We start from the raw sequence: 15794 nt of genomic DNA, 5'->3' as shown, positions 1-15794 counted from the left end.
GCGCCGGCAGCCGTCGGCCCTAGAAGCAGAAGATGAACCAGCAGCTCTTCTCGGGGCTGGGTGTGGCGGTCGGGGTCGTCGGCGCCGGGGGTTCACCCGGCGGCGTGGCCGTGGCACTGCCGCTGCCGGTGGGGGCCGGCGTGGTGCCGGGCTGCGGCTCCGACGCGGTGGGCGAGGTGCTCGGCGCGGCGGTCCCGCCCTGACCTCCGTCGCTTCCGGCGCCGGTGCCGCCGACCGCACCCCCGCCGCCCCCGCTTCCGGAGCCGGACCCGCCGGACCCGCCGGACCCGGCGCCGGGTATGCCGGTGTGGCCGGGCGCGGGCGTGTCCGTGTCCCGGGGCTCGGCGGACTTCGTGACGTGGACCGGAGTCGTACCGCCCGTCGGCGGGGCGGTCTGGGAGGGCAGCGGCGGGAGCGAGGTCTCGACGGCCTCCTCCTCCTGTACGGCGGTGGCGGCGCCGCCCTCGGCCGGGGGTTCGAGCGCCATCCTGGCCATGCTCAGCGCGCCCGCCGCGAGGACGATGCCGAGGGTGCCCACCACGACGTTGCGCCCCTTGCGGCTGCGCGCACGGCGGCTGCGGCGGGCACCGGCCCGCCCGGCCTGCACGGCGCCACGGCGGGCTGCGGCCCGGCCGCCCTGCGAGGCCACGCGGGGCGGTTCGAGCGGGTCCAGTTCGTAGACGTGCTCGGCCCGGCCCTCGCGCTCCGCGCGCGCACCGTGCTCGACGTGTTCGACACGCTCGGCCGCGACCGCGCGGGGCGCGGCCGCTTGCGGGGTCTCGTACCGCAGCTCCTCGACGGGGGTCCCGCATCCGGCGCAGGCGAGTGCGCCGTTGAGGTGCCGTCGGCACTGGTGGCAGTAGTCCATGGCTGCCGCAGAGTATGTGTCGACGGGACACCTGAGGTAGGCGAGTACGTGAGGATCCTGTGAGGAAACCCCAGGTCGGCGGCGTGTCGTCGTGAATCTCCCGCTTCGGGCAGGATGGGCTCATGACACCGTCCGAGCCGTTCGGGCCACGCGAGTTCCAGCTCGTCCTGCTGCGCCGTATGGCCGACCACCAGCCGGACCTGGCCGAGGACGCGCTCCGGGACCTGAGGGCGACCAGGGCCGAGTCGCGTGAGGCGAACCGCCGCTGGCAGGCGTGGGCGCACGGCCGCCGGGGCCCGGGCGAACTGTCCCGCTACCGGTCCGCCCTGGGTGAGCCCGTGGCGCGGCGCCCGGTTCCCGACCTGACGGCGGAGCTGCTGGAGTGGGAGCTGCCGCTCTGGCCGGAGCTGCGGTGGCAGCTGATCGTGGGGGCGCGGGCGGCGGTCTGGGGCAGCGGGCTGGTCCGCGCGCCGGGCGCGCCGGTACCGGAGCTGCGCGACGAGGCCGACCTGCGTCCGTGGAGCTGCACCCTCGCCGAGGTCGGCAACGCCTTCCCGCCGGCCCGGGCCCGGGACGGCAGCGCGCCCACGCGCCTCCGCCTGGACTTCACCCTCCCGGACGGCACGCCCCGCGCGGCGGAGTTCACCTGGGGCCTGCTCCAACGCCTCCTCTGACCCGAGGCGACGCGCCCCCGGGCCGGGGAGCTCAGGAGGCCGCCGCCGCAAGCACGCAGCCGGCGGCCCGCGGCAGGCAGCCGTCGCGGGCGCCTGCCGCCGCGGTCACCCGTCGCCACGGGAACCCGCTCCGACGGCGCCCGTCGCCACGAGCACCCTCAGCCGCCCCCGCGACACCCCTCGGCGCGTCCGCCCGGGACGTCCCTCCCCCGCGCTCCCGCTGAGCCGCCGTCAGGCGGAGGCGCACCCCCGGGCGGCTCAGCCCAGCGCGCGCCGGGGGTGCGTCGGTCGCACGATGCGAACAAGAGCGCCTCAGCGCTCATGCCTCGCTCCGTGCCAGCACCGCACTCCGGAGGATCTGCCGTGACCGTCAGCCTTGAGCAGCTGCGCCGTTGCCATGTCGCCGTCGACCTGGGGGCCGCCCGGACCCGGGTCTTCGTCAAGGGCGCCGGGCTCGTCGTCGACGAACCCAGTGTCGCCGCCGTGAACACCCGTACCGGCGCCCTGATCGCCGTCGGCGCCCTCGCCGAGAAGATGACCGGCCGCACCCCCGACTACATCCGCGTCGTACGGCCCGTCTCCGGCGGCACCGTCGTCGACATCGAGATGGCCCAGCGGATGCTCCGTCACCTCCTCGGCGAGAAGCTCCGCCGCCAGCTGCGCCGCAAGCCCCGGCTGCGCGCCGCCGCCAGCACCCCGCACGACAGCGACCCGCTCGCCCAGCGCGCCACCGTGGAGACCCTCGTCGGGCTCGGCGCCCGGCGGGTCGAGCTGGTGGACACTCTGATCGCGGCGGCCGTGGGCTGCGGGCTCCCCGTCGAGCAGCCCACCGCGACCATGATCATGGTCTGCGGGGCGGCGACCACCCAGGTCGCCGTGCTCTCGCTCGGCTCCATCGTGACCGCCGAGCGGATCCCGGTGGGCGGTGACGCCATCGACCACGCCGTCATCCAGCACCTGCGCCACCAGCACGAGCTGATGCTGCCCAGCCAGTCGGTCCGCCCCCTGCAACTCGCTCTCAGCGGCAACGGCCTGACGCTCCAGGGCCCGAGCTACACCGAGATCCACGGCCGCGACGTGGCCACCGGGCTCGCCCGGTCGGTGACCGTCGACACCGCCGCCGTGCGGCAGGCGATCCACACCCCGCTGACCGCCGTCCTCGACGGCATCGGCAAGATCCTGCGCGACTGCCCGCCCGACCTCGTCGCCGACCTGGCCGAGCGCGGCGTGATGATGGTGGGCGGCAGCGCGCTGCTCCCCGGCCTCGACCAGATGCTGCGCGAGGCGACCGGCATGCCCGTGCACATCGCCGAACGCCCCGACGTGTGCGCGATCCTCGGGCTCGGCGCGATGCTGGAGGCCAAGATCCAGCCGATGGTCCTCGACCCGCTGGCCAAGGCCGACTGACGGTCGTGATCTGCCGGTCTGCTGGACAATGACCCCATGTCACTCATGGACAAGGACGACGAACCGGCTCCCCGTCTGCCCCTCCTCCTCCAGGCTGTCCTGAGTGTCGGCACCGAACTCGAACTGCGGGCCACACTCCAGCACATCGTGGATTCGGCGATCGAACTCATCGGAGCGCGCTACGGAGCGCTCGGGGTCGTCGACCCCGAGCGCGGCCGGCTCACCGAGCTGTTCACCGCCGGGATGACGGAGGCGGAGCGGCAGCGGATCCCACGGCCGCCCGACGGGCACAGCGGACTCATCGGCGCGCTCGTCCAGGACCCCCGGCCGCTGCGGCTCGACGATCTGACGACCGACCCGCGCTCCGGAGGGGTACCCGAGGGACATCCCGAGATGCACTCCTTCCTCGGTGTCCCCATCCGCGTCCACACCGAGGTCTTCGGCAACCTCTACCTCGCCGAGAAGCACGTCGGCCGCTTCACCGACGAGGACCTGGCCATGCTGCGCGTCCTCGCCTCGCAGGCCGGGATCGCCATCGGCAACGCCCGGCTGTACGAGACGGTGCGCCAGCGCGAGCGGTGGATCGAGGGCGCGGCGGCGGTGACGACGGCGCTGCTCACCGGGGAGCCGGCGGCGGACGCGCTGATGACGGTCGCCGAGCGGGCACGGCTGCTCGCCGACGCCTCGGCGGGAGTCGTCCTCCAGCCCACCGAGGAGGGCGGGATGGAGATCGTGGCGGCGTCGACGGTGGACGACCCGGGCGATCTGGTCGGTACGACGATCGCGGCGGGCTCGCCCGTCCTGGAGCAACTGCTGGGCGGGGAACCGGTCTTCGTCGACGACTCGGCGACCGACCCGCGGATGACGACGCACGTACGGTCGCGGTTCGGGCCGTCGATGATGCTGCCGCTGCAGAGCGGCGGCCGGCTCATCGGCACCCTTGCCCTCCCCCGGCGGCGCGGCGGGCGCCCGTACACGGCGGTGGAGCGGCTGCTCGCCTCGCAGTTCGCCTCCCAGGCGGCGCTCGCGCTGGTCCTGGCGGACGCGCAGCACAACCGGGAGCAGCTCGCGGTCTACGAGGACCGCGACCGGATCGCGCGTGACCTGCACGACCTCGTGGTCCAGCGGCTCTTCGCGACCGAGATGATGCTGGAGTCGACCCGGCGGCGCGCGGCCGACGCCCCGGCTGCCGGCCCGGGTGCTGCGGGCACCGACCGCGATGCGGCGGGCACCGGCCCGGATGCGGCGGACGTCCCGGACGGCCCGGATGCGGCGGACGTCCCGGACGGCCCGGATGCGGCGGACGTCCCGGACGGCCCGGACGAGGAGGGCCTCCTGCTCGCTCGGGCCGTGGACGAGCTCGACTCCACCATCCAGGAGGTACGGACGGCCATCTTCGCGCTCCAGCAGCCGCCGGCCGACGCACCGGCGACGTTCCGGGGGCGGGTCCTGCGCGAGACGGGCGGCGCGGCGGCGCTGCTCGGCTTCCAGCCCTCGGTGCACTTCTCCGGCGCGGTCGACACCCTCGTCGGACCCGTCGACGCCGACCGGCTCCTGTCCGCTCTGCGCGGCGCTCTCGCGGCCGCCCACCGCCGGCCGGGCGTCACGGCGATCACGGTCGAGGTGGCGGCGACCCGGGAGGGCCCGCACCTGGTGGTGGTGGACGACGGCCGCCCGCCGACGACGGTCGCCTGGCCGTAGCGGGGCCGTCGGAGGTCCCCGCCCCGCCCCCCGTACGGCCCCGCCTCGTACGGCCCAGTCAGGCGCGCCCCGCCCAGGCCCGCGAACTTGACTGATCACGTGGACACCCTCGAGAAGCCCTCCGGCGCCGCCTACCGGAACCTCGTCATGGCCACGATCGGGTTCGCGCTCACCTTCTGGGCGTGGGACCTGATCGCGCCGCTGGCCGCCGACTACGGGGACCGGCTGAACCTCAGCTCGTTCCAGCAGTCGCTGCTGGTCGCCATCCCGGTCCTGGTGGGCTCGCTGGGCCGGATCCCCGCCGGGGCCCTCACCGACCGCTACGGCGCCAAGGTGATGTTCCCCCTGGTGTCGGCGCTCACGATCGTGCCCGTGCTGCTGCTCATCCCGGCGAGGAACTCGTACGGCGCGATGCTCGCCGCCGGTTTCCTCCTCGGCCTCGGCGGAACGACCTTCGCCATCGGCATCCCCCTGGTCAACTCCTGGTTCCCGCCCGCGAAGAGGGGCCTGGCGCTCGGTGTCTTCGGCATGGGCATGGGCGGTGTGGCACTCTCCGGGTACTTCACCCCGCGCATCGCCGAGCACGGTGACAACCTGCCGTTCCTCGTCGTCGCCGTCGCCCTCGCCGCGTACGCCGTCCTCGCCGTGTTCCTGATCACCGACCGCCCCGACCGGCCGGTCCCCACGGCGTCCCTCGCGACCCGGCTCGGCTCGGCGGGCCGGCTGCGGGTGACGTGGGAGCTGTCCGCGCTGTACGCGATCGGCTTCGGCGGCATCGTCGCGTTCGGGGTCTACCTGCCGACGTATCTGAAGACCTGGTACGACCTCGACGCGACCGACGCCGGCACCAAGGCCGCCGGTTTCGCCCTGGTGACGGTCGTCTTCCGGCCGTTCGGCGGCTGGCTCTCGGACCGGATCCACCCCGCCGTCGTCACCGCCGCCGCGCTCGGCCTCGTCGCGCTCCTCGCCATCGTGCAGGCCTTCGACCCGCCCCTGAACCCCGGCGGCACGATCGCCCTGCTCTGCATGGCCGCCGGGCTCGGCACGGCGAGCGGCTCGGTCTTCGCGCTGGTCTCGCAGGTCACCCCGCAGCCGCAGGTGGGCAGCGTCACCGGCATCGTGGGCGCGATGGGCGGACTCGGCGGGTTCGTCCCGCCGCTGGTGATGGGGGCGATCTACAGCGCCAAGGACTCCTACTCGATCGGCTTCATGCTCCTCTCCGACCTGGCGCTCGCGGGCTGCGTGTACGCGTACGGGCGGATGCGGACGCTCCGGCCGACCGGGGACGGCGGCGACAGACCCGAGGTGAGCAAGGTCGCAGCGCGCGGCTCCTGAGGCGGGGGAAGAATGCCTCTCGCATCCCGCTACGCGAGGAGGACGACCGTTGAGCGCGCTCTTCCCGGCCCTGGTGGCCGGCTCGGACCGGCCCGCGCTGCGCTTCGGCGCGGACGCCCTGACGTACGAGGAACTGGCCGAGGCCGCCGGGGCCCTGGCCGCCCGGATCGGGGGCGCGGGACGGGTCGCCGTCTGGGCCACGCCGACCGCCGGGACGGCGGTCGCGGTGGTGGCCGCGCTCCTGGCCGGCGTTCCGGCGGTCCCGCTCAACCCGCGCACCGGGGAGCGGGAGCTGGCCCACATCCTCGCCGACAGCGCTCCGAGCGTGGTCCTGGCGGGTGCGGAGGACGAACTGCCGTCAGGGTTGGCGGGGGTGCGGCGCGTCGACGTGGACGTGCGTGGGGGGCGTGAGGCAGGGCGGCCCGACGGGCCCGGCGCCGGGGCGGCAGGTGCCCCGGACGCGGGCCGGCGGCCGGGCGGGCAGGGCACACACGCGGACCGGCGGCCGGGCGGGCGGGCCCCGGAGGCCGCCGGGGGCGGCGCCGCCGGGCCCGAGTCGCCCGCTCTCGTCGTCTACACCTCCGGCACCACCGGGCCTCCCAAGGGCGTCGTCCTCTCCCACCGGGCGATCGCCGCCTCCCTCGACGCGCTGGCGGAGGCCTGGGCGTGGACCGAGGACGACGTGCTCGTGCACGCGCTGCCCCTCTTCCACGTCCACGGGCTGATCCTGGGGATCCTCGGGCCGCTGCGGCACGGCGGATCGGTACGGCACCTCGGCGCGTTCTCCGTGGAGGGCGTGGCACGGGAACTGGGCGCGGGCGGCGGCACGATGCTGTTCGGCGTACCGACGATGTACCACCGGATCGCGGACGCGCTCGGGGACGATCCGGGACTGGTGCGGGCGCTGGCCGGCGCGCGGCTGCTGGTCTCGGGTTCGGCGGCGCTCCCGGTCCACGACCACGAGCGGATCACGGCGGCGACGGGCCGGACGGTGATCGAGCGGTACGGCATGACCGAGACCCTGATGAACACCGGCGTCCCCGTGGGCTCCCGCCCGCGCCCCGGCTCCGTCGGGCTCCCCCTCAGGGGCGTGGAGCTGCGGCTCGTGGAGGAGGACGGCACGGAGCTGACGGCGTACGACGGGGAGAGCGTCGGCGAGATCCAGGTCAGGGGCCCGAACCTGTTCACGGCGTACCTGAACCGGCCGGACGCGACGGCCGCCGCATTCGACGGGGACTGGTTCCGCACCGGCGACATGGCGGTCCGTGAACGCGACGGGTACGTACGGATCGTGGGGCGCAAGGCCACGGACCTGATCAAGAGCGGCGGATACAAGATAGGCGCCGGCGAGATAGAGAACGCGCTCCTGGACCATCCGGCGGTCCTGGAGGCCGCGGTGACCGGTGCGCCGGACCCCGATCTCGGCGAGCGGATCGTGGCCTGGGTGGTGCCGGTCGACGCGGAGAGGCCGCCGACGGCCGGGGAGCTGGCGGACCATGTCGCGGGGCTCCTCGCCCCGCACAAGCGCCCGCGCACGGTCCACTTCCTGCGGGCGCTGCCCCGCAACGACATGGGCAAACTGCTGAAGAAGGAGCTCCCGGAGGCCCTCCGTGGGTGAGCGGCTCACGGCCCGCGAGGTCGTCGCGCTGGTCACCGGCGACTTCACCGCGCTGCGGCCCCCGGCGTCCGAGGCGGCGCCGCCCGAGGGTCCGATCGGCTGGGCCGGGTACGCCGCCGCACGCGCGCGTGCGGCGGCGAGGACCGGCGAGGAGGAGTCCGTCCTGTACGGCAGGGCGACGGTCGGCGGGCGCCCGGTGGTCCTGGTCGCCTTCGAGTTCGGCTTCCTCGGCGGCTCGCTCGGGCAGGCGGCCGGGGACCGGCTCGTCGCCGCGTACCGGACCGCGCGCACGGACCGGGTCCCGCTGGTGTCGCTGGTGGCGACGGGCGGGAGCCGGATGCAGGAGGGCATGGTCGCCCTCGCCCAGCTGCAGCGTGTGGCCGAGGCGACGGTACGGCTGCGGGAGGCCGGGGTCCCCCACGTCACGGTGTTGCGGGACCCGTCCACGGGCGGTGGCTGGGCGACCGTGGGCGCGGGCGCGGACGTGGTCCTCGCCCTCCCCTCGGCGCAGGTGGCCTTCGCCGGCTCCCGGGTCCGCCCGAGGGACGCCGACCCGGCGGCGTACACGGCCGAGAGTCAGTGGGAGCACGGCCATGTGGACGCGCTCGTCGCACCGGAGGACCTGCGGACGACGCTCGCGCTCTGGCTCCGCCTGCTGACGCCCGCCGAGCCCCAGGCCGAGCCCCACGCCGAGTCCGAGGCCGGGCCCGGCGAGCCGGCCGGCGGCGCCCCCCGCGCGCCCTCCGCACCCGCTCCCCCGCCGCGGGCGCTCGCCGAGGCCGCGCCGCCCGGGAGCGGGTGGGAGGCCGTCGTGCGGGCCCGGGACGCCGGCCGGCCTCGTGCCGGGGCCTATCTGGACGCCTACTTCACGGCGCGGGCCTCCCTGCGCGGGGACCGGGCGGGCGGGGTGGACCCCGGGGTGGAGTGCGGCTTCGGGCTCCACGAGGGGCGGCCGGTCGCGTACGCCGCGCAGGACGGCTCGGCGACGCGCCCCGCGGGCTTCCGGACCGTCGCACGGCTCATCCGGCTCGCGGACCGGCTCGGGATCCCCGTGCTGACGCTGATCGACACCCCGGGAGCCGCCAACGACGCCGAGGCCGAGCGGGCCGGAGCGGGACCGGCCATCGCGGAGGCGTTCACCGCCGTCGCCGAGGCGCGGGTCCCCGTGACCTCGCTCCTGGTCGGCGAGGGAGGCTCGGGCGGGGCGCTGGCGCTGGCCGCGCCGGGCAACACCTGGGCCACGCCGGACGGTTACTTCTCCGTCATCGCCCCCGAGCTCGCCTCGGCCATCCTCAAGAGGCCGGAGGACCAGGCCCCTGCCACCGCCGATCAGCTCGGCCTGCGGCCCCAGGACCTGGTGGAGCTGGGCATCGTGCGCGGGATCGTCACGCGCGAGGCATGAGACGAAGGGAGTCCCGGCACGGCTCGGCGCCGCGCCGGGACTCCTCCATGTCCGGTGGGAACGGGGCTACTTCACCCCGACCGCCCGGATGATCTCCTGCCCGACCGAGCCGCCCCGGTCGTCGGACGCGCCCGCGCGGAAGGAGACGAACCGCGCGCCGTCCGGCACCCGCAGCTCACCCGTCCAGGACACGCCGCTCCACGACTTCTTCAGCGTGACCTTCTGCCAGGTCGCGCCGTCGTCGTACGAGACCTCCAGCGTGCCGCCGCCGATCCGGCCGGTGTCGGCCGCTCCCTTCACGTACTCGGCGTAGATCCCGACCGGCACCCGGCTTCCGCCGCGTACGTCGCCCTTGAGGTCGGTGTCGATGTCGAAGCCGAGGTTGATCAGGGGGAGGTGGGTGAGACGGTCGGAGGGGGTCTCCTTGGAGCGGAAGGTCCACTCCGCGTGGCCCTTGGTCGACAGCCGCCAGCGCTCCGGGTCCATCGTGGTGTCGGTGACGACCTTGTAGGTCGCCTCCTCCGCCGGGGCGTCCCAGGCGTAGGCGCCGGAGCTCATCTTGCGGTCGACCCGGGTCCCGTTGACGTACACCTCGGTGAACTGCGTCTGTGTGTCGTCGCTCCACACGTTGCCGAAGCCGGTGTGGTCGGGGCCGGAGTCGCCCCAGCCGGGGGTGTTGAACTTCAGGTCGTTCCCGATCCGCTCCTGGCCCCAGCCGAGGCCGGTGCCGAGCCAGGGGTGCCAGACCGGCTCGAACCAGTCGAGCGAGCGGGTGGTGCCGCCCCGGTAGGAGTTGATGCCACCGCGCTGCTCCAGGGAGTCGGCGAGGTCGACCGACTCGTGCCAGCCCTGGCCGGTGCCGGTGGAGACGTACTCGGTGCGCTCGGCCGGGAAGGCGATGTACTCCTTGAAGCCGAACCCGACGGGGAAGGCGTCGGTGATCGAGTAGCGGAACTCGCCGCCCAGCTCCTTCCTGCCGGTGGGCATGTGGAACGCCGAGCGGATGGTGGCCAGTTCGTCCCGGTCGGGCCGGAAGACGAGGTCCTTGCCGATCGCGCCCGGGTGGCCCTCGGAGAGGTCGTAGGTGTACGGGGTGAAGCGGGTGCCGGTCAGGTCGATCCGCTTGCCGCGCTTCGCGGCCTGGGAGAGGTGTGCCGCGTCGGCGGCGTTGACGGTGGCGACGGCGAGCGGCCGGGCCTCGTACTCGGCGGTGCCGAACCAGGACATCAGGCGTCCGGGCCGGTCGTCGGTGACGAACAGCGCCGTGGCGCCGGCGTCCTGGGCGTTCTGGGCCAGCTCCGTGTTCGGGACCGCGCCCGCTCGGACGAGGACGGCCTTGCCCTTGACGTTCCTGCCCGCGTACTCGGCGGCCGTGCCGGTGCCCGCGTCGACGACGTCGAGCCGGTGGCGGCCTTCGAGCATGGTGGTGCCGGCCTGCACGGTGGCGTCCGACAGCCGGTCGCCGTCGGCGCTCGCCTCCAGGAGCGGCTTGCCGAGCCGCCAGACCGTGCGGTACTCGAAGGTGCCGTGGGCGGGCTTGCGGGTGGGGGCGGCGAAGATCGAGTCGTACGTCAGCGGCACCTGCACCGCGCCGCCGTAGGAGGCGCCGTGGGCGTCACGGTCGAACTCCATGAGGAGCTGGCGGGTCTCCGTCCGCTGCTCGACCTCCGCCCGGATCTCCCGTAGCTGCCGTCCGTCGAGGGTGATCTCACGGTCGCGGTCGAGGACGATCTCCGGGTCGGTGAGGAAGCCGAGACCGAGGGAGTCCTCGCCCTTGGAACCGCGCACGTCGAGGAAGGTGTCGACGGTGTACGTGTCGGGCTTCAGCCGCAGCTGCACGGTGCCCGAGTCTCCGACGGCGACCGGGAACGGGTCGTACCGGCCCTCGGCGAGCTGCTTGACGATCACGGTGGCGGGGGCGGGGGCGCCGTCACGGTCCTTGACGTGGATCGTGAGGTTGTAGCGCTCCTCCTCCTTCACCAGGCCGAGCGCGGTGTGCGCGACGGGCGTGCCGGCGGCGGAGGCGACGATCCGTCCGGAGGCGTGGCCGACGGGGGCCTTGGCGCCGTCGCCGGTGACCGAGGTCTGCGCGGTGCCGTGGGCCGGGACGGTGAGGGTGGTGTCGGCGAGGGTCGCGACGCCCGCGGGCATCCCCTCGACGGCGAGGTTCAACTCGACCGCTGAGTCCGAGTGGTTGGTGTACGTGACGGTCTTCGTGACCGGCTTGTTCCCCTCGTACGGCCAGGCGAAGAAGCCGAGGTCGGCGGAGCCGGTGGCGGTGACGTTCGCGGCGACGGCGGCGGCCACGTCGACCCGGCCGGCGCCGAGCGCGTAGGCGGAGTCGGTGAGCGTCTTCGACGTGGACATCAGGGCGTTCTTGAGCTGCGCGCCGGTCCAGTCGGGGTGCTTCTCGGCGAGCAGGGCGGCGACGCCGGCGACGTGCGGGGTCGCCATCGACGTGCCGCTCATCGTCGTGTAGAGGCCGGTGCCGGGGGCCAGCTGGGAGCGGGCGGCGAGGATGTCCACGCCGGGCGCGGAGAGGTCGGGCTTGAGGGCCTGGTCGCCGAAGCGCGGTCCCTGGCTGGTGAAGTAGGCGGCCTGGTCGGCCGCGTCGACCGCGCCGATGGTGAGCGCGGAGTCGGCGGCGCCGGGCGAGCCGATGGAGCCGGGGGCACCGCTGTTTCCGGCGGCGATGACGAAGAGGGCGCCGGTCTCGGCGCTCAGCGTGTTCACGGCCTGGGCCATCGGGTCGGTGCCGTCGCTTGCCTCGCGCGAACCGAGGCTCATCGAGACGATCTTGGCGTCGATGTCCTTGGCGGCCCACTCCATGCCGGCGATGATCTGCGACTCGGTGCCGGAGCCCTCGTCACTGAGCACCTTGCCGACGGCGAGGGTCGCGCCCGGCGCGACACCCTTCTCCAGGCCGTCCGAACCGGCGCCGCTGCCACCGACGGTGGAGGCGACGTGGGTGCCGTGGCCGTCGCGGTCGGCGACCTCCTGGCCTTCGATGAACGACTTGGACTCGGTGACCCGGCCGGCCAGGTCGGGGTGGCCGAGGTCGGCGCCGGTGTCGAGGACGGCGACCTTCACGCCCTTGCCGGTGAGCCCGGCCTCCCAGGCCTTCGGGGTGCCTATCTGGGCGTTGGACTCGGCCATCGCGGCCTCGACCTTGCCGTCCAGCCAGACCTTGCCGCCCGCGGAGCGGGTGGCGGGCGACGTGAACGACCGCCAGAACGCGGCCGGGTCGGTCGCCTCCACCGCGGCGCCGCCGATGCTGGGCAGGGCGCGGACGGTCTCGGTGCCGCGCGGCGCGGCGGCGCGCGCACCCCTGCCCTGGGTGACGATCAGGGGCAGCTCGTCGGTGACGCCCTGCGCGATGAGGCCGCTGACGTCGAAGAGCCGGCGGTCGAGGACGCCCGAGGCCAGGTAGGGACGGGCCTCGTCGGGGACGACGGTGATCCGGCCGTCGGAGATCTCGCTGCGTACGGCGCCGGTGGCGCCTTCCGCCCGGTCGACGGTGACGGTCTTCCGGCCGCCGCCCAGTTCGGTGACGGTGACCCGGTCGCCCGTGATGAGGGTGACCGTCGCGCTCGCGTCCGTCGCGCCCTTGAAGGTGTCGGGTACGGCGGGGGCGGTGGTTCCCCCGGCAGCGGCGGTCTGCCCTGCCGTGAGCAGCACCAGGGAGATGCCGGCGGCGAGCAGCCCGGCCCTTCCTCCTGCGGAAGGTCTGATCATCGACGCACTCCTCGGCACCCGGGGGAAGGGGTGGTTCCGGGCGCCGCGAGGAGTCTGTTCCGGTCGGAGGCCGTTGAATACGGTACGGCCTGGCGGCTATGCGCCGTGGCGGCCAACCGCCAGCTCAGGCTGTGGGACGACGTGCGTCGTACCGGCGGAATTCGCTCCCGTACAGGGCGAGAAGACCGACGGCGAGCACACAGGCGATGCCGCCTCCGGTGACGGCGACGGCGGGCGAGGTGAGGTCGGCGACCGAGCCGGCGAGGAAGTCGCCGAGCCGGGGCCCGCCCGCGACGACCACGATGAAGACGCCCTGGAGCCGGCCGCGCATCTCGTCGGGGGCGGCGACCTGCATCATCGTGTTGCGGAAGATCATGGAGACGGTGTCGGAGTAGCCGGCGAGGGCGAGCAGGAGCAGCCCGAGCCAGAGGTTGCGGGTCAGGCCGAAGACGGCGATCGCCGTTCCCCAGCAGGCCACGGCGAGCAGGATCGCCTGTCCGTGGTGGTGGATGCGCCCCTGCCAGCCGCTGAGGACCCCGCCGAGGAGCGCTCCGGCGGCCGGGGCGGCGGCGAGGAGACCGGTGGTGGTGGCGTCGCCGTCGTACCAGAGGACGGCGACGACGGGGAACAGCGCGCGGGGGTGGGCGAGGATCATCGCGCAGAAGTCGGAGAAGAACGTCATGCGCAGATTGGGGCGGGTGGCGAGGAAGCGCAGGCCGTCGAGGACGGAGGCGCGCTTCGTGCCGGTCCGCTCGGGGAGCATGGCGGGCAGCCGCCACATCGCGTACAGGGCGGCGGAGAAGGCGACGGCGTCGATGAGGTAGGCGGTCTGGAAGCCGCCGACGCCGACGAGGAGGCCGCCGAGGCTCGGGCCGACGAGCGTGCCGAACGTCATCGTCATCGAGTTGAGCGCGTTGGCGGCGCGCAGCTGTTCGGCCGGCAGCAGGCGCGGGATCATCGAGGTCCGGGCGGGCGAGTTGAGCGCGGCGCAGACGGACTGCAGGGCCACGATCGCGTACAGGAACCAGACCTGGTGGAAGCCGGCGAACGCGGCCGCGGCGAGGGCCGCGGACAGCACGGCGGAGCCGGTGGCGCTGGCGAGGCCGAGCCTGCGGCGGTCGACGGTGTCGGCGATGGCGCCGCCGTAGAGGCCGAAGACGATCAGCGGGACCAGGGAGAAGAGCCCGACGAGTCCGACGGAGAACGGCGAGCGGGTGATGTCGTACACCTGGAGCGAGACCGCGAGCGCGGTCATGCCCTGGCCGACCCAGGAGACGGTGTTGCCGAACCAGAGGCGGCGGTAGTGCGCGGAGGTACGGAGCGGGGTGAGGTCGGCGAAGACGCGGCGGCGGTCGGCCTGTTCGGCCTTCTCGGCGGTGCTCACGCGACGTCGAACCGGAGCTCGGGCCTGGCCCAGTGGATCCGGCCCGCGGGCTCGACGGTGCCGGTGCGGCGGGCTCCGGTCCGCAGGTAGAACTCCTCGGCGGGCGGATGCGCCACGACCCGTACGGAGGTGAGCCCGGCGGCACGGGCCTGCGCCGTCATGTGCTCCATCAGGAGCCGTCCTGTGCCCTGTCCCTGTGCCTCGTCGGCGACGAAGGCGAGGTCGAGCTCGGCCTCGTCGAGGAGGAGGGCGTAGAACCCGAGGACGAGGTCGCGCTCGTCGACGGCGACGAAGACGGCGTGGTGCTCGATGTAGCTCCCTCCGACGACATAGCCGTCGACCATCGAGGCGTAGTCGCCGCGATAGGCGGCGGACTTCCGGACGAGCCGGCTGAGCCGACGCGAGTCGTCGGCGGTGGCGCGCCGGAGGGTGAGGGAGGACATGGTCGGAGTATAGGGGCGCGACCGGATTCGGATCCTTACATTTTCGTTGCGGGAGGATCGCTCCCACGCGGTGCGCCCACCGGTCCGGGAGCCCGCGACGCCACCGCCGCCCCCGCCGCCCCCAGCAGCACCGCCGCCGCCTCACCCCGCCCGGCCAGGGCCGCCGCTCCCGCCGGCGCGGGCCCTACTCGCAGGGGCCGAGGTCGTCCGGGTCGACGCTGTCGAGCCGGACCGCCAGCTCGTCGAGCCGGGCCCGCATGGCGCGCATCTCCTCCAGCTCCATGCCGGTCGCGGCGGCGATCCGCCTGGGCACGGCACGGGCCCGTTCCCGCAGGGCGGTGCCGGCCTCGGTGGGGCGGGCGGTCACGGACCGCTCGTCCTCCGCGGAGCGGCGCCGCTCGACGTATCCGGCCGCCTCCAGGCGCTTGAGCAGGGGGGACAGCGTCCCGGAGTCCAGGCGCAGGTGCTCGCCGATCCGCTTGACCGGCAGCTCGCCGTGCTCCCAGAGCACCAGCATGACCAGGTACTGGGGGTAGGTGAGCCCGAGGTCCTTGAGCGCGGCGCGGTACACGCCGTTGAAGGCGCGGGTCGCGGCGTGCAGCGAGAAGCAGATCTGCTGGTCGAGGCGGAGGAAGTCCTCGTCCCGGTTCGTGTCGAGCGTCTCCATGGCTCCCAGGGTACGGGACATCTCATGGCGAGCCATTAAGTTGTGCACAACTGAATTGCGCGCTACTGTCTCTCTCAGACCCCGACCGCACAGGGAAACGAGGACCCATGAACGCGATCTACACCGCCGTCGCCACCGCCAACGGCCGCGAGGGCCGTGCCGTCAGCTCCGACGGCCACATCGACCTCCCCCTCGCCCACCCGCAGGCCCTCGGCGGCAACGGCCAGGGCACCAACCCTGAGCAGCTCTTCGCCGCCGGCTACGCCGCCTGCTTCGCCAGCGCGATGGGGCTCGTGGCGCGCCAGGAGAAGATCGACATCGCGGACGCCTCCATCACCGCCGAGGTCTCCATCGGCAAGGACGAGACGGACGGCGGCTTCGGCCTCGCGGTCGTCATGCGCGCCGAGTTCCCGGACCACCTCCAGGGCGAGCCGGGCCGCGAGCTGCTGGAGAAGACCCACGCGTTCTGCCCGTACTCCAAGGCCACGCGTGGCAACATCCAGGTCGAGCTCGTCGTCGAGTAGTCCTGACGCGGTCCCGGCGCCCGAAACGCCGACGAG

The 15794-nt window shown here is 74.2% G+C and carries 12 protein-coding genes; 7 read left to right on the top strand and 5 right to left on the bottom strand.

The genetic code is table 11. From position 1 onward, the window contains the following. Positions 1–19 precede the first annotated feature (19 nt). Complete coding sequence (locus ACZ3IJ_RS23390) at positions 20–868, bottom strand: SCO2400 family protein (RefSeq protein WP_467471098.1); 849 nt, start codon at positions 866–868, stop codon at positions 20–22. 122 nt (positions 869–990) lie between these two features. On the opposite strand from ACZ3IJ_RS23390, the gene ACZ3IJ_RS23385 reads away from it, so the two are divergent. The 6 genes from ACZ3IJ_RS23385 to ACZ3IJ_RS23360 all read left to right on the top strand — a co-directional run bounded on the left by ACZ3IJ_RS23385 (position 991) and on the right by ACZ3IJ_RS23360 (position 9005). Continuing rightward, positions 991–1542 carry a hypothetical protein gene (locus tag ACZ3IJ_RS23385; protein WP_467471096.1) on the top strand — a complete coding sequence of 184 codons (552 nt, stop codon included), beginning with the start codon at positions 991–993 and terminating at the stop codon, positions 1540–1542. Positions 1543–1905: 363 nt separating this feature from the next. Next, positions 1906–2949, top strand: coding sequence for a rod shape-determining protein (locus tag ACZ3IJ_RS23380; RefSeq protein WP_467471094.1), 1044 nt, complete (start codon positions 1906–1908; stop codon positions 2947–2949). Positions 2950–2985: 36 nt separating this feature from the next. Continuing rightward, entirely contained in the window at positions 2986–4650 is a 1665-nt protein-coding gene (locus tag ACZ3IJ_RS23375) for a GAF domain-containing protein (protein ID WP_467471092.1), read from the top strand. A 147-nt stretch (positions 4651–4797) separates the two neighbouring features. Then, entirely contained in the window at positions 4798–5985 is a 1188-nt protein-coding gene (locus ACZ3IJ_RS23370; protein ID WP_467471396.1) for an MFS transporter, read from the top strand. A gap of 49 nt (positions 5986–6034) precedes the next feature. Further along, the gene (locus ACZ3IJ_RS23365; protein WP_467471090.1) at positions 6035–7603 is read left to right on the top strand and encodes an acyl-CoA synthetase; all 1569 of its coding nucleotides are present in this window, start codon (positions 6035–6037) and stop codon (positions 7601–7603) included. After that, positions 7596–9005 carry a carboxyl transferase domain-containing protein gene (locus ACZ3IJ_RS23360; protein WP_467471088.1) on the top strand — a complete coding sequence of 470 codons (1410 nt, stop codon included), beginning with the start codon at positions 7596–7598 and terminating at the stop codon, positions 9003–9005. Before ACZ3IJ_RS23365 ends, ACZ3IJ_RS23360 begins: the two co-directional genes overlap by 8 nt. 66 nt (positions 9006–9071) lie before the next feature. On the opposite strand, the gene ACZ3IJ_RS23355 is transcribed toward ACZ3IJ_RS23360, so the two are convergent. From ACZ3IJ_RS23355 to ACZ3IJ_RS23340, 4 genes are all read right to left on the bottom strand, one after another. Further along, positions 9072–12740 carry a S8 family serine peptidase gene (locus ACZ3IJ_RS23355; protein WP_467471086.1) on the bottom strand — a complete coding sequence of 1223 codons (3669 nt, stop codon included), beginning with the start codon at positions 12738–12740 and terminating at the stop codon, positions 9072–9074. A 124-nt stretch (positions 12741–12864) separates the two neighbouring features. Further along, entirely contained in the window at positions 12865–14124 is a 1260-nt protein-coding gene (locus tag ACZ3IJ_RS23350) for an MFS transporter (protein WP_467471084.1), read from the bottom strand. Then, positions 14121–14567 (bottom strand): GNAT family N-acetyltransferase, encoded by a 447-nt coding sequence (locus ACZ3IJ_RS23345; RefSeq protein WP_467471082.1) that lies wholly within the window; start codon positions 14565–14567, stop codon positions 14121–14123. Before ACZ3IJ_RS23345 ends, ACZ3IJ_RS23350 begins: the two co-directional genes overlap by 4 nt. 184 nt (positions 14568–14751) lie before the next feature. Beyond that, entirely contained in the window at positions 14752–15234 is a 483-nt protein-coding gene (locus ACZ3IJ_RS23340) for a MarR family winged helix-turn-helix transcriptional regulator (protein WP_467471080.1), read from the bottom strand. Between the two features lie 107 nt (positions 15235–15341). On the opposite strand from ACZ3IJ_RS23340, the gene ACZ3IJ_RS23335 reads away from it, so the two are divergent. Beyond that, entirely contained in the window at positions 15342–15758 is a 417-nt protein-coding gene (locus ACZ3IJ_RS23335; RefSeq protein ID WP_352190772.1) for an organic hydroperoxide resistance protein, read from the top strand. Positions 15759–15794: the final 36 nt, after the last annotated feature.

The sequence above is a fragment of the Streptomyces sp. NPDC013317 genome (assembly GCF_055563155.1).
This window is presented reverse-complemented; position numbering and strand designations above follow the sequence as displayed.

Bases quoted from the DNA above. Each gene is read 5' to 3' on its own strand.
- ACZ3IJ_RS23355 (WP_467471086.1), bottom strand. From the start codon at position 12,740: ATGATCAGACCTTCCGCAGGAGGAAGGGCCGGGCTGCTCGCCGCCGGC.
- ACZ3IJ_RS23370 (WP_467471396.1), top strand. From the start codon at position 4,798: ATGGCCACGATCGGGTTCGCGCTCACCTTCTGGGCGTGGGACCTGATC.
- ACZ3IJ_RS23335 (WP_352190772.1), top strand. From the start codon at position 15,342: ATGAACGCGATCTACACCGCCGTCGCCACCGCCAACGGCCGCGAGGGC.
- ACZ3IJ_RS23340 (WP_467471080.1), bottom strand. From the start codon at position 15,234: ATGGAGACGCTCGACACGAACCGGGACGAGGACTTCCTCCGCCTCGAC.
- ACZ3IJ_RS23375 (WP_467471092.1), top strand. From the start codon at position 2,986: ATGTCACTCATGGACAAGGACGACGAACCGGCTCCCCGTCTGCCCCTC.
- ACZ3IJ_RS23385 (WP_467471096.1), top strand. From the start codon at position 991: ATGACACCGTCCGAGCCGTTCGGGCCACGCGAGTTCCAGCTCGTCCTG.
- ACZ3IJ_RS23345 (WP_467471082.1), bottom strand. From the start codon at position 14,567: ATGTCCTCCCTCACCCTCCGGCGCGCCACCGCCGACGACTCGCGTCGG.
- ACZ3IJ_RS23390 (WP_467471098.1), bottom strand. From the start codon at position 868: ATGGACTACTGCCACCAGTGCCGACGGCACCTCAACGGCGCACTCGCC.